The following is a 25844-nucleotide window of genomic DNA, read 5'->3' on the forward strand; positions in this document are numbered from 1 at the left end:
CTTCGATGGTCGCATCCAGGGCTAGCAGGATTGAGCCATGGCGGTTCGGATGGTCCCGAGCGGGCAGAAGCACGATGAGATCGGCCCACGGTCCGTCAGGGCTTGCAGCCCCTTCGCGCAGCATGGACCATAAGGCTTGTCGGCCTTGACGGACCTCCTCCGGCCTGAGGCCCACGACTGCAGACCCTACCACTGAAGCGGCGGCTTGCCCCAAGGCACAAGCACGGACATCCTGGGCAAAGTCCGATATCCGTCCGTCTTCCAGTCGAACCTCCACTGACACGGTCGAGCCACACAGGGGGGCACGTTTGCGGGCGGCTCCGTGAGGATCGTCCAAATGCCCGGTACGTGGAATCGACGACGCCAGCGCCAGGATCCGCGTGGAGTAGAGTTGGAGCAGGTCCTGATCCGACATGATTTGCCCTTTCATGGCGCGTTGCCTAGATAGGCGCGTTCCCCCGGCTTGCGAAAGGATGATCGGGATGCTTTTCGACCCTGCGACACTGACGTACAACGAAGCCGGTCTGATCCCGGCCATCGCGCAAGATGCGAGCACGGGCGAGGTTCTCATGATGGCTTGGATGAATGTCGAAGCCGTGTCGCAAACCCTGGTGAGCCGTCGCGTCACGTACTGGTCACGTTCCCGGCAGGCCTTCTGGACCAAGGGCGAAACCAGCGGCCACACCCAGGAACTGGTCGCCCTGCGGGTCGACTGCGACCGAGATGCGCTTCTTCTCAAGGTCCGTCAGACCGGACCGGCTTGTCACACCGGTGCCCGCAGCTGCTTCTTCACGTCGGTCCGGGAGGGCCAGGAGGTATCAGAGGCCGACCAGTCGTCTGATGTCTGACGGCGTCGCTCCCTCGGCCCGGTATCGCGCGATGGCCTTGGCGTCCTCTCGCTTTGCCAGACGACGCCCGGTGTCATCACGGACCAGCGGGTGGTGGTGATAGGTCGGCGTGGGCAGGCCGAGGAGACGTTGAAGAACCACGTGGATCTTCGTGGCCTCAAACAGGTCCTGTCCCCGGACCACATGAGTGATGCCCTGGGTCGCATCGTCCAGAACCACCGACAGATGGTAGGAGGTGCCCATGCCTCGACGGGCCAGGACCACGTCACCAACCTCCCGCATCATGGTTTCTGCAGTGAACTCGATGGGGCCATGCTCTCCGTTCGGTCCCTGTCCAAGTTCCTCGAACCAGAACACGTCTCCCTCGACTGCGCGCGCGTCGCCTAACTCACCGCACCGGCCCATCTGCAAGCGCAGCGCTTCGTCCGGCATCGGCCCGTCAAGCGGAACCCGATCCCGAGCGCGGCAGGTGCCCGGGTAGACCATGCCATCTGGCCCTAGGATCGGCGCCATTCCCTCCTGAGGTGCCGAGAGTGCCGCCGCGATGTCCGCGCGCGAGCAGGTGCAGGCATAAAGCCAGCGCTCGCCCCATAGTCGGGCCAGAGTCGCTTCATAGACGCCCAGCCGCTCCGATTGCCGCATGACCGGCTCCGGCCACCAAAGACCCAGCCAGAGCAGGTCGTCATAGATCTGCCTCTCCCAGTCAGGCCTTGATCGTTGACGGTCGATATCTTCGATCCGAAGCAGCCACTCCCCACCTTCGCGCATCGCCATTTCGTGCCCCAGGAGCGCGGAATAGGCGTGACCTAGGTGAAGGGGTCCGGTGGGAGACGGGGCGAAGCGCGTGCGAAAGGTCACTCGGCCGCCTGTGCGCCCGCCTCTGGTCGCAGCCATCCCGCCCAGTCGTCCTTGGCCCGGTCGGTGTAGCCCTTGTATCGGTCGGCGCGGCCTCGCCGGCCGCCACGCGCTTCGGCCAGGGGCGGAAACAAGCCGAAGTTGACGTTCATCGGTTGGAACGTTTTCGCGACAGCCCCGCCGGTGATGTGGTTCAGCAGGGCGCCGATGGCTGTCGTGGCAGGGACCGCGGGGAGGGTCTCTCCTTGCAACTCGGCCGCGGCCAAACGGCCGGCGAGCAAGCCCATGGCAGCGGATTCGACATAGCCTTCGACGCCGGTGATCTGTCCGGCAAAGCGCAGGTTCGGCCGCGCCCTCAGTCTCATCTCAGCATCGAGCAGCGTCGGAGAGTTGATGAAGGTGTTGCGGTGGATGCCCCCGAGTCGGGCGAAGCTCGCGTTCTCCAAGCCCGGAATCATGCGAAAGACGTCAGTCTGGGCTCCGTACTTCATCTTCGTCTGGAAGCCTACGATGTTATAGAGCGTCCCCAAGGCGTTGTCCCGGCGAAGCTGAACCACGGCATAGGGCTTGATCTCGGGCCGGTGCGCGTTGGTTAGACCCACGGGCTTCATGGGCCCGAAGCGAAGCGTCTCGCGGCCCCGCTCGGCCATGACCTCTACCGGAAGGCAGCCGTCGAAGTACCCGGCCGTCTCGCCTTCGTGGAACGTCGTCTTCTCGGCGGCAAGAAGGGCATCTAGGAAGACCTCATACTGCTCCTTTGTCATGGGACAGTTGATGTACGCCGTCCGCTCTTCCTCGGTGTCGCCCTTGTCGTAGCGGGACTGCCTCCATGCCACGTCCATGTCGATGCTATCGGCGTAGACGATCGGGGCAATGGCGTCAAAGAAGGCAAGCTGTTCGGCACCGGTGATCTGCCGGATCGACTCGGCCAGCGAGCCCGACGTCAGAGGGCCGGTCGCGATGATCCAGAGGCCGTGCCCAGGCATTTCGGTCACCTCCTCCTCGACCACACTGATCAAAGGATGGGATCGGATCGCTCGCGTCACGTCTCGGGAAAAGGCGTCGCGATCCACGGCCAGGGCACCGCCCGCCGGCAGACGGTGCCGGGCGGCCATCTCCATGACAAGCGATCCAGCGGCACGCATCTCCCAGTGAAGGAGGCCGACAGCGTTCTGCTGATCGTCGTCGGACCGGAAGGAGTTCGAGCAAACCATTTCGGCCAGATCGCCCGTCCTGTGGGCGAAGGTGCCGGTCTTGGGACGCATTTCGTGGATGATGACGGCCACGCCGGCGCGAGCACAGGCCCAAGCGGCCTCGACCCCTGCCATGCCGCCCCCAATGATATGGACCGAGTTGCTCATACCATTGGAATATGGCGGCCTGGCGCGGATGAAAAGGGCAGGGACGCTCAGATAAGCGCGATCCGCTCGCGGCTCGCGGCGTCGGGGAACGGCCTGTACAATCCGATCTCGGCGCGCCCGATCATATGGTGGAACTGGTCGTAGCGGCGTTCATCGTCATCCTCGCTCAACGACAAGGCCGCGAACGCTTCGTCCAGTTGGGTCAGGCCGTCCACCTCGATCTCAAGGATGAAGTCGCAATGGGATGAAGAGGAAAGGCCGAACTTGCGTCGAAGAAGCCGCCAGCTTCGTATGATCCCCCGCGTCTGCAACCTGGAAAGCCAGGACTCTGCAGCCGCGGCAAAGGCCAGCGCCTTCGCGTCCTGACGCAGCTCGATCATGCAGTGATAGATGTTCATGGTGGTCCCCTTCCGGAGAAAAGAGACCACCTTTCCGTTGCGAAGTCGTGAATCAGTAGCCGGGCAGGATCTCGAAGATGCTCCGGGATTCAAAGGTGGTCCCGGCATTCGGCCCGATTGCCAGGCGCGCCCCCAGGCTCAGATAGGTCTGACCGTCGTCGTCCACGCTGCGGCGGCCCACCTCACCATAGAGAGTGGGTCCGGCGCCGATCTGATACTCGGCCCCAAGGGCAATGCGGCTGCCGTCGACGTCCCCTGACATCGCGCCGGCAAAGCCCGTGGCGGCAAAACCGCCGAACGCATAGCGCGCGTCCACCGAGAGCAGACTTCCGCTTCCCACATCGCCATCATACGAAGCAAGCGCGCCCTGTAGATCACCGCCCATCAGGGTGGTTGCCGCCTCGAGACCGAGCAACTCCGCATCGCCGTCATCGATGCTGTCACGTCCGTAGAACAGTCCGACGGTGGCCAGATCGAGGCCTTCATAGAAGCCGTGAAAGGTCAGATTCCTGCCGCCCAGACCCAGTCCATCCGAGTTGTGGTAGGACAGGTCGGCGGCGGCTCCGAACCCGGCAGCCAGCCCGAACTGGACGGCGCCCCGGTATTCCTTCTCGCCCAGATCGACGTCATCGGTGAAGGTCAGTACCTCCGCCGAAATCTCGGCCCCCGAGAACGCCTGTGCGGAAACCAGGTTTGCCGAAGACGAAAGAAGAAGCGCCGCCATGGCGCAACGGGAAATCATGCTCGTGCCCTCATTGAAAGCGGACCTTGCGCGGTCACGTCTGACTTGAGGACCATCCTGCTGCCTGACAGGCAGAAGGGCAAGGCCCTGGTCCGCTCACATGGGCTGGGCCCGGCCAATTGCCGCCGGGCCCATTGTCCTGCCCGTCAAAGCGGAACATCGTCCTCCGACTGCTCGGCCACCTTAGCGACCGAGACGACCTCCTCGCCGTCCACATCGAAGACGCGCACACCGCCGACACCCCGCGAGCGGAACGAGATGCCGTCCACCGGGACCCGGATCGACTGGCCGCCGGATGTCACGAGCATAATCTGATCGGACAGTTCCACCGGGAAGGCCGCGACGATACGGCCGGTCTCGCGACCGCGCCGCTCGCTCAGGTCCATGGCAAGCACTCCCATCCCGCCACGGTTGCTGACGCGGTAGTCGTGCGACGATGTAATCTTTCCCATACCGCCCGACGTGATGGTGAGGATGAGATCCTCGGCCGCCGACATCTCAGCATAACGCTCCTGGCTGATGGCACCTGCCACGGTCTCATCCTCCTCGGCGCCGCCGTTCTCTTCCTCGGTCACACCGAGGACGGCCCGGCGCATCTTGAGGTAAGCGCCGCGTTCCTCCGGCGAGGCTTCGAAATGCCGGACCGTGGACATCGACACGACGTGGTCCGTCTCATCGCGGAGCGAGATGCCACGAACACCGGTCGAATCACGGCCCTTGAAGACACGCACATCGGTAGTCGGGAAGCGGATCGCACGGCCATGGTCGGTGACCAGCAGCACGTCGTCATCCTCGGACGCGATGCGGGCGTTCACCAGATCCACGCCGTCCGGCAGCTTCATGGCGATCTTGCCCGCGCGGTTCACGTTGGTGAAATCGGACAAGGCGTTGCGGCGCACGTCACCGGTCGAGGTCGCGAAGACGATCTGCAACTCGTCCCAATGGTCCTCGGGCCGGTCCACCGGAACGATCGCCGCGATCGTGACTCCCTGCTCGATGGGAAGGAGGTTGACCAACGCCTTGCCCTTAGCCGTCCGCCCGGCAAGGGGCAGCCTCCAGCACTTGAGCTTGTAGGCCATCCCGTCGGTCGTGAAGAACAGGAGCGGGGTATGCGTGTTGGCCACGAAGAGGGTCGTGACGACGTCCTCCTCCTTGGTCTGCATGGAGGACAGACCCTTGCCGCCCCGCCGTTGGGACCGGAACTCGGACAACGGCGTCCGCTTGATCCAGCCACCCTGAGTCACGGTCACGACCATGTCCTCGCGCTCGATCAGGTCCTCATCTTCTAGGTCGGCCGCCCATTCCGTGATCTCGGTCCGTCGCGGCACAGCGAAGAGCGACCTGACCTCGCGAAGCTCGTCTGCGATGAGCCCCATGATACGCTCTCGGCTGCCCAGTATCTCAAGGTACTCTTTGATCTTCCCAGCCAGTTCCTGGAGCTCGTTCGTGACCTCCTCGACGCCTAGTTGCGTGAGGCGCTGCAGGCGGAGGTCGAGGATAGCGCGGGCTTGGGCGTCGGACAGGTTGTAGGTTCCGTCCTCGTTGATCGGGTGCAGGGGATCGTCGATCAAGCGGATGAAAGGTGCAATCTCTTGGGCTGGCCAGGCGCGGGTCATCAGGCGCTCGCGCGCCTCGGCAGCGTCGCGCGACGACCGGATTGTCTGAACGACCTCATCCACATTGGACACCGCGACCGCCAAGCCGCACAGGATATGCGCCCGCTCTCGGGCCTTGCGAAGCTCGAAGGCGGTCCGACGCGCGACGACCTCCTCGCGGAAATCGATGAAGGAGGTCAGGAACCGGCGCAGCGTCAGCGTTTCCGGCTTGCCGCCGTTTAGCGCGAGCATGTTGCAGCCAAATGAGGTCTGCATCGGCGTGAAGCGCCAAAGCTGGTTCAGCACCACATCTGCGGTCGCGTCGCGCTTGAGTTCGATGACCACGCGGACGCCGTTCCGGTCGGACTCGTCCTGCACATGCGCGATGCCCTCGATCCGCTTGTCGCGGGCAGCCTCCGCGATCTTGTCGATCATCGTGGCCTTGTTCACCTGATAGGGAATCTCGGTCACGATGATGGCCTGACGGGTCCGGATCTCCTCCATATGGGTCTTGGAGCGGATCACGACCGAGCCTCGTCCCTCGAGATAGGCCTTTCGCGCGCCGGAGCGGCCCAGCATCACGCCACCGGTCGGGAAGTCGGGTCCCGGGACATACTGGATCAGATCCTCGGATGTGAGGTCCGGGTCATCGATCAGGGCAAGCGTCGCATCCACAACCTCGCCCAAGTTATGTGGAGGGATATTGGTCGCCATGCCAACCGCGATCCCACCCGCGCCATTGACGAGCATGTTCGGGAACCGCGTGGGAAGGACCGTCGGCTCCCGGTCCTTGCCGTCGTAGTTGTCCTGGAAGTCGACGGTTTCCTTGTCGATGTCGGCAAGGACATAGGCCGCCGGCTTATCCATACGCACTTCGGTGTAGCGCATGGCCGCCGCCGGGTCGCCGTCCATCGACCCGAAGTTGCCCTGCCCATCGAGCAGCGGCAACGACATCGAGAAGTCCTGGGCCATCCGAACCAGCGCCTCGTAGATCGAGGAGTCGCCATGGGGGTGATACTTGCCCATGACGTCCCCCACAGGGCGGGCCGACTTGCGGTAGGACTTGTCATGAGTGTTTCCGGTCTCGTGCATCGCATATAGGATGCGCCGCTGCACCGGCTTCAGTCCGTCCCGCAGATCGGGGATAGCCCGGCTGACGATCACGCTCATCGCATAGTCGAGGTAGGAGGTCTTCATCTCCTCCGCAATGGAGATGGTGGGCCCGTGCGCGCCTTTCGGGGTCGCACCAAAGGTCTCGTCGGGTGTGTCGGGCGTGTCGGACATGCGGGCAGGCCTGCTCAATATCTAGTTGTTGAAATTATATATACCCCCGCAGCTTGAGTTGCAAAGGCTGCGCCCAAAGGTAGCAGCCGCCTACATCGCCTGCTAACAACATGCTTTTATTGACTTTTATGGAACCCTTGAGCCACGCTTGGCCTTAGAGGGAACGGACCGTTGCTACAAGGGGACCATATGACCGCAAAAGCCGTCTCGGACACCGAACTGATGCTCAGGGGCTACGGTCTTACCACGGCCGAGGTCTTCTACCGGATGCCGGATTACAGGAGCGTCCTGAACACGTTTGTCTGGCAGCATTACGACCTCGCCCCGGACCATCCCCGACTCTTCGAGTTCATCGAGTTCTGGCAGCGCGAGATTGAGGGACCGATCCATTCGGTCCGCTTCACGCATCGGAAGCTCATCGGGCCTGGCGAATGGCGCCACGTCGTGGGGGAGTTCAAGTACCACTAGGTCAGAACCGGCGTCCGGGCTGTGACGATGAACCCGGCCAGGCAAAGCTTAGCCCGCAGTCCTCACCGGGTCTGCCTTCGGGCTCGGTCAGGTGCCAGCGAGGCCAGCACGCAGGCCGTCGCTACCCGAGCAGCCTCGTCAGGGGTCGATGCCGCCAGCCTTCGCCACGAAGTCGGTAAGGTGAGGGACGTAGTCCTCGCCGCCGTTGCCGCCGCTCCCGACCGCCATTGCGTAGGAGTTCTTGGCCGCCGATGCCACTGGCGTCGGCACCATGGCCGAGTTGGCCATCGACTCCAGATAACGAAGATCCTTGTAGGCATTGGACAGGGTGAAGCGATGGGCTTCGCGGTTCCCCTCGAGAGCATAACCCATGAAGGTCTGGTAGAACCCGCAGTCCATCCGGCTCCCTCGGATCACCGCGTCGAACTGCTGGACCGATATGCCCACCTTGCGAGAGATCGCCAAGGCTTCGGCGTAAATCGCGCCGTAGCCCAGGGACAGGAAGTTATTCAGAAGCTTCATCCGGTGCCCGTCGCCTGGGCCGCCTACGCGTAGGACACGGCTGGCGAATGTCTTGAGAACCGGCTCTACGCGCGCGAAGTCGCCTTCGACCGCTCCGACCATGACGTCGAGATTGCCTTCCCAAGCATCCTTGGGCGTCCGGCCCAGAGGGGCGTCCACGAGCCCGACCTTCCGATCGTGCAGAAGCCCGCCAAGGCGGATCGTCGAGACAGGGTCCGACGTCGAGCAGTCGATGACGATTGAACCGGCCCGCAGCGCCGGAAGCATGGCGTCGACGACCTCCTCGACCTGTGGCGAAGCGGTGAGGCAGAGCACCACGATATCGGACGCCTCGGCCAGGGCCGCGGGCGTCGAAGCCTCGGTGGCACCCTTGCCGACCAGATCATCGATCGCATCGCGCCGACGGTGCCCCAGCACCGTCAGAGGATAACCCTTGGTCAGGATGTTGTGCGCCATGCCATGACCCATGAAGCCAACCCCTACGAAGCCCACGCGCTCGGCCATGATCTCTCCTCCCATGTCGGTCGGGGCATCATGGCCGCTGGATAGGGCAGGGTCCAGTATCAGACCCCGGCCCGGATCAGCATGCCGAACAGGTCTCTTGGATCATCGGGGTCCGCCACCATGTCCAGGAGATCGTAGGTTCCGGCCTCGACGGCCTTAGCGAGGACATAGGTCAGCGCCGAGAAGTCCTCGATCGCAAAGCCCACCGAGTCGAACAAGGTGATCTGACTGTCCACAGTCCGGCCAGCTCGGCGGCCAGCGATGACCTCCCACAACTCGGTCACCGGATGGTCGGGGTCGAGTTGCTGGATCTCCCCCTCGATGCGGGTCTGCGGCGGGAACTCTACGAAGATGTCAGCGCGCAGCAGGATTTCCCGCGCCAGTTCCGTCTTGCCCGGACTGTCGCCACCCACGGCGTTGATATGAACCCCGGAGCCAATCATGTTGTCGGTCAGGATGGTCGCAAGCCGCTTGTCCGCCGTGACGGTGGTCACGATGTGTGCCCCCAGGATGGCCTCCTCAGCGCTCGCGCAGGGCACGATAGTCAGCCCGTGACCACGAAGGTTCCTCGCGCACTTCTCGGTGGCTGCAGAGTCCAGATCCCAAAGTCGGACAGTGTCGATCCCGCAGATCGCCTTGAAGGCCAGGGCCTGGAACTCGGACTGAGCACCGTTCCCTATGATCGCCATCGTGCTCGCCCCCTTGGGGGCAAGATGCTTCGCGGCCAGAGCCGACATTGCGGCGGTGCGCAACGCGGTCAGAAGCGTCATCTCCGACAGCAGGACGGGGTAGCCCGTGTGCATGTCCGCCAGGACGCCGAACGCCGTCACCGTCTGAAGACCGGCTCGCATGTTGCGCGGGTGACCGTTGACGTACTTGAAGCCATAAACCTCGCCGTCCGAGGTCGGCATTAACTCGATCACGCCTTCGGCGGAATGGGCCGGGATGCGAGCTGTTTTGTCGAAGCTCTCCCACCGCCGGAAGTTTCCCTCCAGCACCTCCGCAAGGTCGCGCAGCATAACCTCGATCCCGATGCGATGCACCAGCCGCATCATGTTCGCAACGGACACGAACGGGATCAGCGCCTTGGCGGACGGGACGGCCTGATCGGCGGCGGGCAGGGGAAGGGCGAGGTTCATGGCAGGTCTCCGGGTCAGGCAAGGCTTCGGGTGGGACGGTCAAAGATGCGGCGGCCCAGCAGCGAGGCGGTGAGATCCACCATCACGCCGGCCGTCCTGCCGCGCTCATCGAGGAATGGGTTCAGTTCGACGAGATCCAGCGAGGACACGAGGCCGGAGTCGCAGAGGATCTCCATGGCCAGATGCGCCTCTCGTAGGGTGGCGCCCCCCGGGGACGTGGTTCCGACAGCCGGAGCGATGTCGGGATCCAGGAAATCCACGTCAAGCGATACATGCAGCAGACCATTGGCCGCTTCGACCCGAGCCAGGAAGTCCGCAAGCGGCGTCCTGATCCCGTATTCGTCGATATGGCGCATATCGGCGAGGTGGATCTCAGTCTCGCGCAGGGCGGCGCGTTCTGCCGGATCAACGGAGCGAAGGCCGATCATGCAGATGTTCTGGCCGGGGATGGGCGCTGTCATCGGCGGGAACATGGTGAACCCGGCGCGGCCCGCGAGATACGCCACCGACACGCCGTGCAGGTTCCCCGTCTCGGTTGACTCCAGCGAGTGAAAGTCGCTGTGCGCGTCCAGCCAGAGCAGGAACAGCGGCTTGCCGCAGCGCTGGGCATGGACAGCGACGCCCGCTACGGACCCCATGGACAGCGCATGATCCCCGCCCATGAAGATCGGCATGCCACGTCCGGCCGCGTCCTCGGCCACACGGGCGAGCGCAGTGGTCCAGCCCACCGTCTCGCCAAGCGCCCAGAGTTTCGGGTCCGATGGCGCGTCGGACAGGTCGGGCGCGATGTTCCCCAAGTCGGACACCCGGTGGCCCAACCCGGACAAGGCCTCGGCCAACCCAGCAACCCTGTAGGCGTCAGGGCCCATCAGACAGCCGCGGCGGCGCTTGCCGCTGTCCACGGGGGCGCCGATCAGGATGATGTCACGTGTGTCCATTTGCAGCCAAGCTCGCTTGTTGAGGTGGAAGACATAAGGCGGCATTCTGTGCGATAGGTATGTTGATCGATCAAAACGGATAGCGTTGTTGGACGAAATGGATCATCGCCTCGTGGCTGCCCTGAGGCGAGACGGTCGGGCGACCTTGTCGGACCTTGCTCATGATCTGGGTGTGACGCGCACCACGGTACGGGCCCGCATGGCGCGGCTCATGGCCTCGGGAGAGATCGCGGGCTTTACCGTCCTGACACGGACCGATCTCGCGACTGCGCCGGTGCGGGGCCTCATGATGCTTCAGGTCGAGGGACGCGGGACGGATCGGGTCATGTCCAAGCTATCCGGCATCCCCGAAGTGATGGCTTTCCATACCACGAACGGCACCTGGGACCTGATCGTCGAGATCGAGACGGACACGCTCGAACGATTCGATCAGGCGCTGTTCGCGATCCGCCGGATCGAGGGCGTCACGCGAAGCGAGACCAACCTGCTCCTAAGCTCCCGTCGTCCAGTCAGGCGGCCCGTGTAGCCGAGCGACGGGCGGCCACGATCCATACGATCATCAGCAGTACGGAGAAGACAGCATTCCAGGACGCCATCGACAGGCCCAGGAGCTCCCAGGCGACCTGGTCGCACATGACGATTCGCGGTCCCTCGACCGACAGAAGATCGCCGCCGCTTAACCCTCCGAGTGCGCCTCCGGTGCAGTGGGTCGGGCCCTGCCACCAGCCCCGCTCCACTCCGGTATGGTACGCACCGAGGATCGCAGTGGCGGAGGCGGCGATGGAACCCAGGATGGGCAGGAAAGGACCGCGTACCGCGAGCGCCAAGGCTCCGATCGCGACGGCAGCAAAGTGCGGATACCGCTGGTACCAGCACAGCGCGCAAGGGGGATAGCCTAGCGCCTGGAACAGGTAAGCCCCGGCCAAGAGAGCAAAGGAGCCACCGGCGGCAAGAACGATCAAGGTCGTGCGGGTCAATCGCTTCTCCAGTGTTCGGCACGCACCCTTTCCGAGGTCGGCGGCAGAGGCAAGCGGGGTCTCGGAACCTTTTGCCCGGCTCATGGCGTTGTGACCCCCAGGGTAGATTGGGGAGTTCGGCCATGAAGTGGCAGGGGCGGCGCGGCAGCAGCAATATCGAAGACCGGCGGCGCTCAGGCGGCAGGGGTGGCCTCGCGGCGGGTGGCGGCGGGATCGGTGTGCTCGCCATCGTAGTGATCGGATACTTCCTTGGGGTGGACCTGACACCGATTCTTGGCGCCTCGGGGGGAGGTGGGATCCAGACAGGTTCGTACGAGCCCACCGAAGCCGACGAACGTGCGGCCGAGTTCGTGTCCGTTACCTTGGCCGACACCGAGGAGGTCTGGGCGCAGATCTTCCAGCAGGAGTTGGGGCAGACCTATACGCCGGCCGTGCTGGTGCTATTCAAGGGTGCCACCCAATCCGGATGCGGCGGCGCGAGTGCGCAGACCGGGCCCTTCTACTGTCCCCTGGACAAGAAGGTGTATCTGGATACTGATTTCTTCACGACGATGGAGCGTCAGCTCGGGGCCCAAGGCGATTTCGCCGCCGCCTACGTCGTGGCGCACGAAATCGGCCATCATGTGCAGGACGAGCTCGGCATTCTGTCGGAGGCCCAGCGCGGATCGCAGCAGGGCGCCGACAGCAACGCCGTGCGTGTCGAACTTCAGGCCGACTGCTTCTCGGGCGTCTGGGCGCGTTACGCCCAGGAACGCTTCGGCAGCCTCGAGCAGGGCGACATCGAAGAGGCTCTGAACGCCGCCCAGCAGATCGGGGACGATACCCTCCAACAGGAATCGAGCGGCGTGGTGCGGCCCGAGACCTTTACGCATGGCACCAGCGAACAGCGGCAGCGCTGGTTCTATGCGGGATATGAGTCGGGCGACATTGGCCAGTGCGACACGTTCAACACGCGGCAGCTTTGACCCTTTGACGAGCGGCCCCGGGATCGGTAGAGGGTCGGGGCCGGCCGGTGTGGCGGAATGGTAGACGCAGCGGATTCAAAATCCGCCGAGGCAACCCCTCGTGAAGGTTCGAGTCCTTTCACCGGCACCAAGTCCTTTGGACGAGCGTTGAGGCTGGTCGCTTGTCAGGCACAGCTGCGCATCCGACCCTCGTCGTTCCACACTAGTGGGAGGTGGATGCGGGTAGGGCGACGCTGGCCCAGGATCTCCACCTCGAGCGCGAGCCCATCGACGATTCGTTCGGGCGGGTGAGAACCCTGGGCGACGGACTGTCCGGTGTGGTGCGAGTATCCGCCTGGCGTGCACCAGCCCACTACGGTTCGGTCCAGCCGGATCGGCTCCCACGCGACGACGTCGGCATCCCGGCGTCCACCACGAGGGACGGCAATCGCTTCTTCGGGCCAGCCACCTTTTCGACCAAGGCTGCGGCTTTGCCTGCGAAATCGACCGGTTTGTCGTAGCGAACGAACCTGTCCAAGCCCGTCTCTGCGGGCGTATAGTCTGGCAAGTATACGCGACCCCAACTCCCAAACCACTTGTCGAACTGCAGCGACATCATCGCGCGCATGCCAAAGGCGTGAGGCCGAGATCCTTGCCCGCGTCCCAAAGCGTGCTCCAGGGGTGCCGCACTGCCATGTGGTCACAGAAGATCTCAAAGCCGAGATCACCGGTATAGCTGACCCTTTGCACATGACAGTCGGCCATGGCGACCGTCATACGACGGCAATCCATCAAGCGGAGCGCCGCCACGTCGCCGCGAGTGGCTCATTCCAGCAACTCTGAGGCGTTGGCCCGGCGATTTGGAAGCCGCTGCGCGCATCGGAGACGTTCTCCACCCGCACGCCGTCGTCCCAGTGCGCGTCGAAGCGCCGCAGGTGCCAGCCCTGCGCGCCGTAACTCGCAGTGAGCATGAACTCTGTCCCGGACAGGCAGGACACGGTGAAATCGCCCGTGATCCTCCCCAAGCGGGCGAGCATCGGACTGAGGGCCAGACGGCTCGGCTGCGGGATCGTGCCCGCCATGATCCGATCGAACCACTCCCGTGCCCTGGGACCGGTCACGCGACATTTGCCGAAATTGGATAACTCGCCGATCCCGACTGCCGTTCGGACTATTGCGACCTCCGCGTTGGTGGCGTCCCAAGCGTTGGAACGCTTGAACGTCGGGATCTCGCAAGTGCGCTTCCCAGGCAGCGTGAAGTAGTTGACGACCTCGAGACCGTATTGCCGGCCCCACACGGCGTTCATGCCGCTGAAGAGGTCGTACATGGGCGAGGTCTTGAAGGGCCGAGCGGCCGAGCGCTTCCCGTTTGGGTAAGCGACCGAGAATCGCATCTGGTAGTTCTCGATGACCTTGTGAACGGTGTAACCCCGGCGTCATCCAGCTCCCGAAGCGGCCCACGTCGAAGCCCCTTGGGTCACACTCTACCTCGCCATGGATCATCCACTGAGCCAGCGAAAGACCCATTCCACCGCCTTGCGAAAAGCCTGCCATCACGGCTCAGGCGGACCAGAAGTTCCGCAATCCCGGCAGGGGCCCGATCAGCGGTACTGTCCGGGGCAAAGGTGAACGGCGCGTGGATGACGCTCTTGACGCCGGAACGGCCAAGAACTGGAAAACGAGGGGTATCGAAGACCACCGAGTCTTCGATCATTGCGAAATCCTCATTCAGAAGCTTCTGCCCGAACGTCCAGGGCGTGCTGTCCAAGGATCGAGGCCCATGTAGCGATGCTCGGCGCGCTCGGCCTTGAGCATGTCGTACCGCTGCGACGTGTCAGCCAGGGTGATGCGTCCGACGTGGTGCAGGCCGCAACTCGTGCCGGTGAGGCGCTCCAACTTGTCACAGAGCCGGATCGTATGGCCCTGGAGGGCTGCCATGTTGGTGCCGCCGTTCAGCGCATGGAAGGTGCCTGCCGCATGCCATGTCGACCCCGATGTCAGGTCCGAGCGCTCGATCAGCATGACATCTGACCAGCCGAGCTTGGTCAGGCGATACAGCACGGAGCAACCGACGCCGGTGCCGCCGATCTCGGCCACGCGGGTGCTGGTTCTGATGACGCTGGTCCCCCTGGTTGTTCCGGTTCGTTATCGGCCGGCAACCAAGAGGATGCATCGTTCGGGGGCGACAGCACGTGTCGCCGCTGGAACGGGGCTTAGGGGATGATGCGGGTGTACTTGGTGCCTTCGATGGTCGCACCCATGCGTAGGCCGGATTGGGCGAAGACCACCGCAATGACCGGGGAGAGTGATGTCGTGGTGTCGGCCCTGAGCACCTCGCCCTGCGCGTTCACGGCATACTCAATGTCCGCGCCGGCGGCCCAGCCCGGCGAAGCCCGGAATTCGGCAAGGGCATCCTGGGTCATGAAGAAGAGGACATGGCTGTACTGCTGCGCTCCGATCTGCAGCCCGGCCGAGGCTGCGGTTGCCGAGTAGTAGTCGACGCTGGTGGAGCCGACCCGCAAGGCGCCAGTGCCATAGGATCCACCCACGCCCAAACCGATCTCGGTCACGACTGGCATGACGAGGATGCCAGCGGCGCGCCCCGCGAGATCCTGGGTTCCGGGGTAGTTCGTGTAAAGGAAGCTCAGGGTGCTATCGACCCGAGCATCCACGATGTCTGCTCCACCCGATCCGATGCCGTTGGCGCATCCAGCCAAGACCGACCCCGTCAGAGCCATGGCCACAAACGTCCGTCTCGAAATTCCGCTCATTGTCACTGCCCACCAGTTGATGGCCTTGTTACCGGCCGTTGGGAATCAGCCTAACCAAGAATCGGCCGCTTGTCACCGAATCGCTCGCACGGTCAGCCGTGGAGCGCGCGGGCCGCCTCGGGTGCGAAGTAGGTCAGGACGCCGTCGCAACCCGCACGCTTGAAGGCCATCAGGCTTTCCATCATCACGCGGTCGCCGTCCAGCCAGCCATTCGCCGCCGCAGCCTTGAGCATCGCGAATTCACCCGAGACCTGATAGGCAAAAGTCGGGACGCCGAACCTGTCCTTCACGCGTCGGCAGATGTCCAAGTAGGGCATGCCGGGCTTTACCATGACCATATCGGCCCCTTCGGACAGGTCGCGCGCCACCAGACGCAGCGCCTCGTCCGAGTTGCCCGGATCCATCTGGTAGGTCTTTTTCTCGCCCTTGAGCGCCGCTGTTGCGCCTACGGCATCCCGAAACGGGCCGTAAAAGGCCGAAGCGAACTTGGCGGCGTAGCTTAGGATCGTAACGTTCTGGAATCCATCAGATTCCAGCGCGCGACGAATGGCGCCGACGCGCCCATCCATCATATCCGAGGGACCCAGGATGTCCGCGCCAGCCTTTGCCTGTGCCAGCGCCATCCTGACCAAAGCCTCGACCGTTCGGTCGTTCACGATCTCCCCACCCTCAACGAAACCGTCGTGTCCGTCGATGTTATAGGGATCAAGCGCGATGTCCGTCATGACGGCGACGTCCGGCACCGCGTCCTTGATGGCACGAATGGCGCGATTGGAGAGGTTCTCCGGGTTCCAGGCTTCGGCGCAGTCCGCGGTGCGGTGCTCCATGGCGGTGTAGGGGAACAGGCAGACCGCCGGAATTCCAAGGTCGCGGGCCTCGCGGGCCGCTCCGACCGCACGATCGACGGTCAGGCGAAGCACCCCAGGCATGGACGGCACGGGAACCGCCTGATCGGATCCCTGCATCAGGAACAGCGGCCAGATCAGGTCGGATGGGCTCAGGGAGTTCTCTCGGACCAAGGCACGAAGGGCGGGCGTGGCCCGCAGGCGGCGCAAGCGGGCAGTCGGGAATGGGGCCGGGCTCAGGGTCATCGGGCGCTCCGATCAAAGGGCCGGGCAGGGCGGCCACAGCTGACGGGTCGCACGAAGAGCACGCGACCTCAAGGCTGGGCATCGTCTGTCTGCTCCACTACGCTGACAGGACGAAACAGGGACGCAGCCTGCAACCGACGTGGACTGGACTCAAACCTTATTTGAAGTCATAGACTTCCGGTCCTTCTCGAACCTTTGGTTCTGGATCGTCCTTGCCGTCATCTGGTCGTCGGCCAGCCATTGGGTGTTGGGCGTTCCTTTCGACCTCGTCATTCGGGCGCGGCGGCATGGCGGACAGGCTCTGGCCGATCTCGAGGACTTGGTTCGGATCAACGTGAACCGTCTACTCTACATCTCTGAAATGTCTGGGCTTTGGCTTGCGGGCCTTGTTGCATTCGTTCTGACGCTGCTCTTCATCCTTGCGGTGTGGTATGGCGTGGAATTCGCTCAAGCCGTTATTCTTCTTGCCACTCCGATGACGATCGTCGGAACCATGAGCTTGGTGACTGCCCGCCGAATTCATACCGAGGCTCCACACGGAGATGCGCTCTTCCAAGCACTAGTGCGCCATCGGCTGCGGACGCAGATCGTCGGAATGGTCGCGATCTTCATCACCGCCATGTTCGGCATGTATCAGAACCTGCAGGTGCTGCAGGGGTTGTGAACGCACGCGCCGTTGACACCATCGCCCTGCGCGGTAGGTGACGCGCATGCCCAGCAATCCCCTGCACATCAACGTCGGCGGCGCGCCGGAAGGCTATGACGCTCGCCTTGTCCTGAACGAGCTCGACAGATCCGGGTGCTGCGTCGTGCACGTGGCTCGGGACGACCGCAGGCTGGCTGCCATGCAGTCGGCGCTGGCGTTCTATGACCCTGGCCTGCCCGTGTTCGTCTTTCCGGCTTGGGACGTGCTGCCGTTTGACCGTGTGTCGCCCAATCCCGATATAGCAGCCCAACGGATGGCGACGCTTGCGGGGCTTGTCCATGACATGCCGGACCGGTTCGTCCTGCTCACCACTCTGAACGCCGCGACCCAGCGCGTGCCAGCCCGGGCGACCCTGCGGACAGCGGCCTTTACCGCCCGGGTTGGCGACCGAGTGGACGAGACCGCGCTCCGGGCCTTCCTGTCCCGCATGGGATTCACCCAAAGCCCGACGGTGACCGAGCCCGGGGACTATGCCGTACGCGGCGGATTGGTCGATGTGTGGCCTCCTGGGCATCCCGGCCCGGTGCGGCTCGACTTCTTCGGGAATACGCTGGACGGAGCGCGGCGCTTCGATCCTACGACGCAGCGAACCACCGAGAAGCTGAACCTTGTCGAGTTTGCGCCCGTGTCCGAGGTCATTCTCGACGAAGCCTCAATCACCCGCTTCAGGCAGAACTACAGGATCGAGTTCGGGGCAGCCGGCAGCGATGACCCCCTTTATGAAGCCGTTTCCGCTGGCCGCAAGCACGCAGGAATGGAGCACTGGCTCGCGTTCTTCCATGATAGGCTCGAGACGATCTTCGACTATCTGCCAAAGGCGACTGTGACCCTGGACGATCAGGTCACGGCCACCCGCATCGCCCGATGGGCCGCCATCGAGGATGCCTACGACGCCCGGCGGTCGGCCCTGAAAGAGCGGGGGCGGATGGACTCGGTCTACAAGCCCGCGCCCCCCCGATTGCTGTATCTGGACGAAGCGGCCTGGGAGGACGCCGTCCGTAACAGGCGCTTGCTTCAGTTCAGCCCACTCAAGCTGCCGACCGGCATGGGTGTCATCGATGCGGGCGGACGGATCGGCCGGGATTTCGCGCCTGAGCGACAGCAGGAGAAGATCTCTCTGTTCGGCGCCCTCGCGGATCATGTGAAGGCTCGTCTCGACGCTGGCCCCGTGCTTCTGGCCAGCTACTCCGAGGGCGCGCGCGAGCGCCTCATGGGACTGCTGGAGGATGAAGGGCTCGGGGAAACGATCCCTGTCATGGACTTCACCCGTATTGGAAAACGTGGAATCCATCTGGCCGTCTGGCCGCTCGAACATGGCTTCGAGGCACCCGGTCTGACTGTGATAGCCGAGCAGGACGTGCTCGGCGACCGTCTGATCCGGCAAACCCGCAAAAGGAAGCGGGCCGACAACTTCCTCACCGAGGTGAACACGCTCACGCCCGGCGACCTCGTGGTGCATGTCGATCATGGAGTCGGGCGTTACCTTGGGCTTGAGGTACTCAGGGCCTTGGGAGTGGCTCACGAGTGCCTCGCTCTTGAGTATGCGGAGAACACGAAGCTTTACCTGCCGGTCGAGAATATCGAACTCCTGAGTCGCTTCGGCCATGAGGAGGGCCTCCTCGACCGACTGGGCGCCGGAGCCTGGCAGGCCCGGAAAGCGAGGCTGAAAGAGCGGATCAAGATCGCCGCCGAGCGTCTGATTCGCACTGCGGCCGAGCGCGCCTTGCGCCATGCGCCCGAGCTTGAGCCGCCCGAGGACATCTGGGACCAGTTTCTGGCCCGCTTTCCCTATGCCGAGACCGACGATCAGCTTCAGGCCATCGATGACGTGCTGGGCGACATGGCATCCGGCAACCCGATGGACCGGCTGATCTGCGGCGACGTGGGCTTCGGCAAGACCGAGGTCGCTATTCGTGCCGCCTTCATTGCCGCTATGTCGGGTGTCCAGGTCGCGGTGGTCGCGCCGACGACGCTGCTGGCGCGCCAGCATTACCGAACCTTCGCGGAGCGATTCCGGGGCTTTCCTCTCGAGGTAAGGCCGTTGTCGCGCTTTGTTTCTGCCAAGGAGGCTGCCCAGACCCGCGAGGGCATGGCAAAGGGAACGGTCGATATCGTGGTCGGCACCCATGCGGTGCTGGCCAAGCAGGTGCGTTTCGCGAATCTGGGCCTGCTTGTCATTGATGAGGAGCAGCATTTCGGTGTCGGACACAAGGAGCGCCTGAAACAGCTCCGCACGGACATCCACGTGCTGACACTTACCGCGACCCCGATCCCGCGCACCTTGCAACTGTCGCTTTCGGGCGTGCGCGACCTGTCCGTCATCACGACCCCTCCCGTCGACCGATTGGCAATCCGGACCTACGTGTCCGAGTTCGACACGATCACCATCCGCGAGGCGCTGCTGCGCGAGCATTATCGCGGCGGACAGAGCTTCTTCGTCGTGCCGCGACTAGCAGACCTGCCGGAGATGGAGGACTGGCTCCGGCGCGAGGTGCCCGAGGTGTCGGTGGTCGTTGCGCATGGTCAGATGGCTGCAGGCGAACTCGACGATCGCATGAACGCCTTTTATGACGGCAAGTTCGACGTGCTTCTTGCCACGTCGATCGTGGAGTCCGGCTTGGACATTCCGACAGCGAACACGATGATCGTGTGGCGAGCCGACATGTTCGGTCTGGCCCAGCTTTACCAGATCCGCGGTCGAGTCGGCCGCTCCAAGGCGCGCGCCTATGCCTATCTAACCACGCGGCCTCGCCAGAAGCTGACCCAACCGGCCGAACGGCGGCTGAGGGTGCTGGGCAGCATCGACAGTCTTGGGGCCGGGTTCCAACTGGCCAGCCAGGATCTGGATATCCGGGGTGCCGGGAACCTCTTGGGCGAAGAGCAGTCTGGACAAATCCGGGAGGTCGGCTTCGAGCTCTACCAGCAGATGCTGGAAGAGGAGATCGACCGGCTTCGGTCCGGGAAGGGTGAATTGGTCGACACCGAAGGGCAGTGGGCCCCACAGTTGAACTTGGGCGTGCCGGTGCTGATCCCAGAGGAATACGTTCCCGACCTCGACGTACGCTTGGGCCTTTATCGCAGGCTTTCTGCGCTTTCGACCAAGGTCGAATTGGAGGGTTTCGCGGCGGAGCTGATCGACCGGTTCGGTTCCCTGCCTCGCGAGGTGAATACTCTCCTCTTGGTTGTCAGGATCAAGGCGATGTGCCGCAGGGCTGGGGTGGCACGTCTGGATGTCGGACCGAAGGGCGCGACGCTCGTCTTCCACAATGACCGCTTCGCCTCACCGGCGGGACTCGTGGAGTTCATTCAAGGCCAGAACGGGCAGGCACGGATCAAGGACAACAAGCTCGTCGTGCTCCGCGAGTGGCCGACTGAGGCCGAGCGGATCAAGGGGTCCTTCGGGATCGTGAAAGAGCTGGCCGAGAAGCTGGCCGAAGCTCAGCCGCCCAAGCCCAAGGCCAACGGGCGCCGCGATGCCGTCGAGGGGTCCAGCGCTTCGTCTGCCTCGAATGGCGCGTCCGTCCTTGCAGGAGCGAAGCGCCGGGATAGCTGAAGGATCGAGCGCTAGCACGGCCCGTTGCGCTTTGGGCGCAAGTTCTCGGCGCTGCACTCAATACGGTCCGTCCGCTGAACCTGGGGGCGGGGCGCGGCACCCCATGGATGCCACCCCGGCCTTGGCCCAGATCAAGGGACCTGGATCGGGGGCCAGGGGCGTACAGGCTGCCGGCGTTGCGTATGATCGGCACTATCGTATAGTCAGCGTTCCATGGCTGGCAACGACCCGAAGGCTCTGATCCGCATTGCCCGTTCTGATGGAGAGGTGGATCATGCTCCACCTCTGGACTTGGGTGCGCGTGTGCGAGAACTGCGCCGCGCAAGGGATTGGACGCTTGAACAGGCCGCCAACCATGCAGGCCTGGCTCGGTCCACCCTGTCGAAGATCGAGAACGGGCAGATGTCGCCCACCTACGAAGCGTTGAAGAAGCTTGCCGTCGGTCTCGGGATCTCGGTGCCGCAGTTGTTTACCCCAGCGTCACGCGCCCAAGTCAATGGCCGCATGACCGTGACCAAGGCCGGCGAGGGTGCGGCGCATCTGACCACCACCTATGAGCACGAGTTGCTGGCCGAGACGTTGACCCGGAAACAGATGCTGCCGTATCGCGCCAGAGTCCGGGCCCGCAGACTTGAAGAGTTCGGCGGCTGGGTCCGCCACGACGGCGAAGAGTTCCTTTACGTCCTGACCGGCGCGATCAGGCTCTATACCGAGTTCTATGAACCGGTGGAGATGAAGCGCGGCGACAGCGCCTACTATGACGCCTCCATGGGCCATAATGTCGTGTCCATAAGTCAGGACGACGCGACGATCCTTTGGGTGACCTCGATCGCGTGACGTCGTCCAGCGGCGAAGGATGGGAGGTCGTTCCATCCTTCGCTCAATCGGCTCTCAAAGAGCCACGTCTGCTACCATGACTCCTGCTTGCGTTGCGCCGACCAGAGCGTCACCGACCAGCATCACTGGCCCGCAGGCCGACAGAACCGAGAGAACGGCTGCCACCATGATCAGCTTCACTCTTGGGGCTCCCACCACCAAACGTCCGGCTGCCAGCCGGGCCAGTCTCCCATAAGGGGGAGCCGTTCCGGGTAGGTCAGCTCCGCCGCATGGGCAATGCGCGCCACGTTCCACTGATAGAACGGGATGACGTACCGGCCGCTGGTCAGCACCCGATCCAGCGCCTGCGTGGCGGCCGTGAAGTCGTCGGTCGATTCGGCCGTCAGCAGGTCCCGGATGAGCCCATCGACCGCAGGCGACTTCACTCCCATCAGGTTGCGGCCACCCGGCTCGTCGGCCGTGCCGGAGCCCCAGTAAAGCACCTGTTCGTTGCCCGGCGAGTTGGACACGGCACGTCGGAAATAGGTCATATCGAAGTCATAGCCGTCCGTCCGCTGCTTGTACTGCGCCGAGTCCACGGAATTGACGGTCACTTGCATGCCGAGCCGCCCCAGGGACTGAACATACATGTCCACCACGGACGCCACTTCTGAGGAGCCGTTCTCCAATAGGATCTCGAAGGCGAAGGGCTCGCCGCCTGGATTCCGCAGCGAACCATCTTCACCCACTGTCCAGCCTGCGGCCTCGAGCTGGCCAATCGCCTTGGCGACGTTCGCCCTGTTTCGCTCTGACCCGTCGCTCGTGGGCAGCTCATAGCCTTCCATGGCTCCCGGAAGGAGGGAGTCCGCGTACTTGGCCAAGTAATCGGCCACCTTGCCCTGGGCGGCTCCGGAAGTCATGCCTAGAGGCGAGTTGGAATAATAGGACGTGATGCGAGGCTGTTCGCCGCCTGTCATCGCTTCGTTGATGAACTCGAAGTTGAAGGCCAGCATCATGGCGTCGCGGACGCGCCAGTCCGAAAAGAGCGGGTCGCGCGTGTTCATGACAAGGCCCGTCATGCCCGAGGGGCGCAGGTGGGGAACCTCGGAGAGGACGACCTCACCATCCTGCACCAAGGGAAAGTCGTATTCGCTCTCCCAGCGCGCGACGTTGGTCTCTCGGACGATGTTCGTCTCGCCGGATTTGAAAGCTTCAAAGGCGGCTGTTTCATCGCCGAAGAACTCGTAGCGTACCTTGTCGAGGTTCATTGTCCCGCGGCGAAAGGGCAGGTCCGCTCCCCAGTAGTCCTCATCGCGGCGCAGGGTGACTGAGCGCCCAGCATCATAGGTCTCCACGACGTAGGGACCGGAGGTGATGGGGATGATGTCCAGCCCGTCCGCGCTGGCGAAGTCGACGCCTTCCCATTGCTTCTTCTGCAGGATCGGTCTCAGACCAGCGAGAAGGGCCAGCTCGCGGTCTTGGACGTTGAAGGTGATGCGGATCCCGCGGTCCCCCACCGGAGCGATGGACTCCACCTTGGCCCAGAAGGTCTGATACCGTGGATGGCCCTGCGTCCCCAGCGTCTCATAGGACCAGATCACGTCTTCGACGGTCACCGGGTCCCCGTTCGAGAAACGAGCTTCGGGGCGTAACTGGAACTCGACCCAGCTTCGATCGTCGGGCACATCGATGGTCTCGGCCAGAAGCCCATACAACGTGAAAGGCTCATCAAGGGAGCGGCCCATCAGGGATTCGGTCACAAGAGACGTCAGCTGCCAGGGAACCGTGCCCTTGAGGATGTACGGATTAAGGCTGTCGAAGCTGCCGACCTCGGCCGACACTACGGATCCACCGTTTGGAGCCTCAGGGTTCACATAAGGAAGGTGGTCGAAGTCAGGCGGCAGCGCGGGCTCTCCATACATCGCGATGGCGTGCTTGGGCTCGGCCCAAGCTGCCGTGCCCAGCAGCATGCAAAACGTTACGGCTCCCCGTCCCAGATGGGTGACGAAGTTGGACTTCATGACGACTGCTCTCCCTGGTGCCTCGATGGAGCGTTTGGCGACGTTACGCGTGCAGCCATGCGAAATCAAACTTTTGGCTAGCGGAGCAACTGCAAAACGCCTATAAAGAGGTCACTGCTCGATAGGTTTCTTGCCTGTATGAAACCTGCCTCAACAACTCAGCGCCCGCCAACTGGCGGGCGTTTTTTTGTTCAGTTGGCGACAGCGAAGCCTGAGTTGATGTGATTCCTTAAGATTCCAAGGTATCCAGAGGCAGTCAGGGCTGCAGAAGGTGCCCGAATTCTGGATACGGTCAGCTTCGAATCACAGATTCTTGAGTTCCGACTCGCTTTGGGTCGCCCGGTTTGTCCACAACGCCAACATCTTGGGGTAGGGGGCTCAGGCATCGTGTAAGGCGGCGCTGCGGCCAAAAGCCGCCGACAACTTGCCGTTCAGTCGGCAAAACCGTGCCCATTGTTCCTGCGGCCTGAACGTCTATTGTGCCGCAGCGCAGTAGAGGACGCATATCCATGGCTCTTGCTCGTCCCCTGTCCGGTCGAACGGCGGTCGTGACCGGCTCCACGTCTGGCATCGGCTTGGGGATCGCCCGGGAGTTGGCAGCCGCTGGCGCGAACGTGGTCCTGAACTCCTTTACGGATGATCGAGCGGATCACGACCTAGCCAGGCAGCTCGGGCATGAGTTCGAGGTTGAGGTTAGATACGTTCAGGCTGACATGTCCAAGGCCGTGGACTGTCGGGCGCTGGTGGACTCAAGTGGTACCTGCGACATCCTCGTGAACAATGCTGGCATCCAGCACGTCGCGCCGATCGAGGAGTTTCCGCCAGCAAAGTGGGACCTCGTCCTCGCCATCAATCTGTCTTCGGCGTTTCATACGACCGCGGCGGCCCTGCCAGGCATGCGCGCGCGCGGTTGGGGTCGCATCGTGAACGTGGCATCCGCCCATGGCCTCACGGCCTCGCCGTACAAATCCGCTTACGTCGCCGCCAAGCATGGTCTTGTCGGTTTGACCAAGACCACAGCCCTCGAGGTGGCCGGACAGGGGATCACCGCAAACGCCATTTGTCCGGGCTATGTGCTTACGCCCTTGGTCGAGGCCCAGATCCCCGACCAGATGAAGGCGCACGACATGGACCGGGAGACTGTCATCCGGGAGGTGATGCTGGCCCGTCAGCCGTCCGGGCAGTTCGCCACTGTCGAGCAGATCGGTGGCACAGCGGCCTTCCTGTGCAGCGACGCGGCTGCCCAGATCACCGGGACCACCATCAGCGTCGATGGGGGCTGGACAGCCCTTTAACGCTCGCAGGGCTCGGTTGCAGAAGCAGGGGTCAGCAGGGAGGTTGCGGGACGAAACTCGAACCTGCGCGCACTCCGGACTGGCCAGGCTCTGCGCGGACGCGCCTCTACCATTCCAGGGTATTCTCCCCCGGGAGATGGACGACAGAACTGACTGCCGACTGGAATCAGGCCGGTGGTGGGACAACTCCTGAGGAAAGCGCCCCGTTGGAAACGGGTGCCTCACCCGGGTAGACGAGGCCCGCCGAGATGACGAGCTTGGCCGCATCCTCAAGCGACATGTCGAGTTCGATGATCTCGGACCGGGGCACGAACAGTAGGTAGCCCGTCGTCGCATTGGGCGTGATCGGGCGGAACAGCCCAACCATCTCGTCCCCGTCGAGGGACAGCCGTTGCCGAATCTCGCCGCGGAGGGGGGCTGACACGAAGGCCAGCGACCACATGCCCTTGCGTGGGAACTCCACTAGGCAGACCTTCTCGAACCGGGCGTCGGACTGTGTAAAGACTGTCTCGGAGATCTGCTTCACGGCGTTGTAGATCGAACGAATGACAGGGACCCGGCCGACCAGGTCCTCTCCGGTCCGAAGGAGCGAACGGCCGACCAGTCCTTTCGCGATCCAGCCAAGCAGGATCGTGAAAAACAGGAAAAAGACCACGCCCACGCCGCGGATGTTGACTTCGATCCACTCCGGGTCGCCGCGAGGGTGGCCGACCCAGCGGTTCACGATGGCTTCGGGATGCCAGTAGCCGGGGACGAATGGCATGACGACGCCATCGACCCACCCGGCAAAGGTCCAGATCAGCCAGATCGTAAGGCCAATAGGCGCGATCACCACCACGCCGGCAAAGAAGTTGTTTCGGAGCGCGCCCAGAATACGCGTCACCAGCCAATGCTGCTGGCGTGGCAGACGTTTCTGCGGCTTGGGCGGAAGCATGGACCTGACCTTTGATCGTTTTCTCGAAGGTTCTAGGACAGGGCCGCGCCATGCTGCAACCAGCCGTGCCGCCCAAGCGCCG

21 protein-coding genes, 1 tRNA gene and 1 pseudogene are annotated in these 25844 nt (G+C 63.5%); 9 read left to right on the forward strand and 14 right to left on the reverse strand.

Features of this window, described 5'->3' with window-relative positions:
- Positions 1-482: 482 nt before the first annotated feature.
- Positions 483-848 (forward strand): phosphoribosyl-AMP cyclohydrolase, encoded by a 366-nt coding sequence (gene hisI / locus FHG66_RS06195; protein WP_139075878.1) that lies wholly within the window; start codon positions 483-485, stop codon positions 846-848.
- Here the strand turns inward: hisI and gluQRS are convergent.
- The 5 genes from gluQRS to gyrA all read right to left on the reverse strand — a co-directional run bounded on the left by gluQRS (position 819) and on the right by gyrA (position 7083).
- Positions 819-1742, reverse strand: coding sequence for a tRNA glutamyl-Q(34) synthetase GluQRS (gluQRS, locus tag FHG66_RS06200; RefSeq protein WP_139075879.1), 924 nt, complete (start codon positions 1740-1742; stop codon positions 819-821). The genes hisI and gluQRS overlap by 30 nt on opposite strands.
- Positions 1703-3064 (reverse strand): methylenetetrahydrofolate--tRNA-(uracil(54)-C(5))-methyltransferase (FADH(2)-oxidizing) TrmFO, encoded by a 1362-nt coding sequence (gene trmFO, locus FHG66_RS06205; protein ID WP_139075880.1) that lies wholly within the window; start codon positions 3062-3064, stop codon positions 1703-1705. Before trmFO ends, gluQRS begins: the two co-directional genes overlap by 40 nt.
- 47 nt (positions 3065-3111) lie before the next feature.
- The gene (locus tag FHG66_RS06210; RefSeq protein ID WP_139075881.1) at positions 3112-3462 is read right to left on the reverse strand and encodes a DUF6614 family protein; all 351 of its coding nucleotides are present in this window, start codon (positions 3460-3462) and stop codon (positions 3112-3114) included.
- Between the two features lie 52 nt (positions 3463-3514).
- Entirely contained in the window at positions 3515-4204 is a 690-nt protein-coding gene (locus FHG66_RS06215; protein ID WP_139075882.1) for a porin, read from the reverse strand.
- 146 nt (positions 4205-4350) lie between these two features.
- Positions 4351-7083 carry a DNA gyrase subunit A gene (gyrA, locus tag FHG66_RS06220; protein ID WP_139075883.1) on the reverse strand — a complete coding sequence of 911 codons (2733 nt, stop codon included), beginning with the start codon at positions 7081-7083 and terminating at the stop codon, positions 4351-4353.
- 189 nt (positions 7084-7272) lie between these two features.
- Here gyrA and FHG66_RS06225 point away from each other — a divergent pair, with 189 nt between their 5' ends.
- The gene (locus FHG66_RS06225; RefSeq protein WP_139075884.1) at positions 7273-7551 is read left to right on the forward strand and encodes an usg protein; all 279 of its coding nucleotides are present in this window, start codon (positions 7273-7275) and stop codon (positions 7549-7551) included.
- A 138-nt stretch (positions 7552-7689) separates the two neighbouring features.
- Here the strand turns inward: FHG66_RS06225 and FHG66_RS06230 are convergent, their stop codons facing one another.
- Genes FHG66_RS06230 through rocF form a run of 3 tightly spaced genes read right to left on the reverse strand, consistent with a single transcriptional unit; the run spans position 7690 to position 10654 of the window.
- Positions 7690-8592 (reverse strand): NAD(P)-dependent oxidoreductase, encoded by a 903-nt coding sequence (locus tag FHG66_RS06230; protein WP_139075885.1) that lies wholly within the window; start codon positions 8590-8592, stop codon positions 7690-7692.
- Positions 8593-8636: 44 nt separating this feature from the next.
- The gene (locus FHG66_RS06235; RefSeq protein WP_139075886.1) at positions 8637-9716 is read right to left on the reverse strand and encodes an ornithine cyclodeaminase; all 1080 of its coding nucleotides are present in this window, start codon (positions 9714-9716) and stop codon (positions 8637-8639) included.
- A gap of 14 nt (positions 9717-9730) precedes the next feature.
- A complete protein-coding gene (gene rocF, locus FHG66_RS06240) occupies positions 9731-10654 on the reverse strand; it encodes an arginase (RefSeq protein ID WP_139075887.1) in 924 nt (307 codons plus the stop codon).
- A gap of 88 nt (positions 10655-10742) precedes the next feature.
- On the opposite strand from rocF, the gene FHG66_RS06245 reads away from it, so the two are divergent.
- Positions 10743-11180 carry an Lrp/AsnC family transcriptional regulator gene (locus FHG66_RS06245; protein WP_139075888.1) on the forward strand — a complete coding sequence of 146 codons (438 nt, stop codon included), beginning with the start codon at positions 10743-10745 and terminating at the stop codon, positions 11178-11180.
- Here the strand turns inward: FHG66_RS06245 and FHG66_RS06250 are convergent.
- Positions 11164-11631 carry a disulfide bond formation protein B gene (locus FHG66_RS06250; RefSeq protein ID WP_139075889.1) on the reverse strand — a complete coding sequence of 156 codons (468 nt, stop codon included), beginning with the start codon at positions 11629-11631 and terminating at the stop codon, positions 11164-11166. The two genes, FHG66_RS06245 and FHG66_RS06250, sit on opposite strands and share 17 nt — an antisense overlap.
- Before the next feature lie 122 nt (positions 11632-11753).
- Here FHG66_RS06250 and ypfJ point away from each other — a divergent pair, with 122 nt between their 5' ends.
- Complete coding sequence (gene ypfJ, locus FHG66_RS06255; protein ID WP_139075890.1) at positions 11754-12596, forward strand: KPN_02809 family neutral zinc metallopeptidase; 843 nt, start codon at positions 11754-11756, stop codon at positions 12594-12596.
- 43 nt (positions 12597-12639) lie between these two features.
- Positions 12640-12726, forward strand: a tRNA-Leu gene (locus FHG66_RS06260).
- Positions 12727-12760: 34 nt separating this feature from the next.
- Here the strand turns inward: FHG66_RS06260 and FHG66_RS06265 are convergent.
- The 3 genes and pseudogenes from FHG66_RS06265 to hemB form a co-directional block, all read right to left on the reverse strand.
- A pseudogene (locus FHG66_RS06265) lies at positions 12761-14690 on the reverse strand (FAD-dependent oxidoreductase).
- Between the two features lie 98 nt (positions 14691-14788).
- A complete protein-coding gene (locus FHG66_RS06270) occupies positions 14789-15346 on the reverse strand; it encodes a lipid-binding SYLF domain-containing protein (protein WP_139075891.1) in 558 nt (185 codons plus the stop codon).
- 92 nt (positions 15347-15438) lie between these two features.
- The gene (gene hemB, locus FHG66_RS06275; RefSeq protein WP_139075892.1) at positions 15439-16437 is read right to left on the reverse strand and encodes a porphobilinogen synthase; all 999 of its coding nucleotides are present in this window, start codon (positions 16435-16437) and stop codon (positions 15439-15441) included.
- Between the two features lie 139 nt (positions 16438-16576).
- Between hemB and FHG66_RS06280 the strand changes: the two genes are divergently transcribed.
- The 3 genes from FHG66_RS06280 to FHG66_RS06290 all read left to right on the forward strand — a co-directional run bounded on the left by FHG66_RS06280 (position 16577) and on the right by FHG66_RS06290 (position 21533).
- Entirely contained in the window at positions 16577-17101 is a 525-nt protein-coding gene (locus FHG66_RS06280) for a component of SufBCD complex (protein WP_139075893.1), read from the forward strand.
- A gap of 46 nt (positions 17102-17147) precedes the next feature.
- On the forward strand, positions 17148-20696 hold the full coding sequence (mfd, locus tag FHG66_RS06285) for a transcription-repair coupling factor (RefSeq protein ID WP_139075894.1): 3549 nt from the start codon (positions 17148-17150) through the stop codon (positions 20694-20696).
- Positions 20697-20909: 213 nt separating this feature from the next.
- On the forward strand, positions 20910-21533 hold the full coding sequence (locus FHG66_RS06290) for a helix-turn-helix domain-containing protein (RefSeq protein ID WP_139075895.1): 624 nt from the start codon (positions 20910-20912) through the stop codon (positions 21531-21533).
- Between the two features lie 176 nt (positions 21534-21709).
- Here the strand turns inward: FHG66_RS06290 and FHG66_RS06295 are convergent, their stop codons facing one another.
- On the reverse strand, positions 21710-23533 hold the full coding sequence (locus FHG66_RS06295; protein ID WP_425471710.1) for an extracellular solute-binding protein: 1824 nt from the start codon (positions 23531-23533) through the stop codon (positions 21710-21712).
- A gap of 509 nt (positions 23534-24042) precedes the next feature.
- Between FHG66_RS06295 and FHG66_RS06300 the strand changes: the two genes are divergently transcribed.
- Complete coding sequence (locus FHG66_RS06300; RefSeq protein ID WP_139075896.1) at positions 24043-24828, forward strand: 3-hydroxybutyrate dehydrogenase; 786 nt, start codon at positions 24043-24045, stop codon at positions 24826-24828.
- A gap of 166 nt (positions 24829-24994) precedes the next feature.
- On the opposite strand, the gene FHG66_RS06305 is transcribed toward FHG66_RS06300, so the two are convergent.
- Positions 24995-25762 carry a DUF502 domain-containing protein gene (locus FHG66_RS06305; RefSeq protein WP_139075897.1) on the reverse strand — a complete coding sequence of 256 codons (768 nt, stop codon included), beginning with the start codon at positions 25760-25762 and terminating at the stop codon, positions 24995-24997.
- Positions 25763-25844 lie beyond the last annotated feature (82 nt).

The organism is Rubellimicrobium rubrum (assembly GCF_006152115.1).
Classification (GTDB): Bacteria; Pseudomonadota; Alphaproteobacteria; order Rhodobacterales; family Rhodobacteraceae; genus Rubellimicrobium; species Rubellimicrobium rubrum.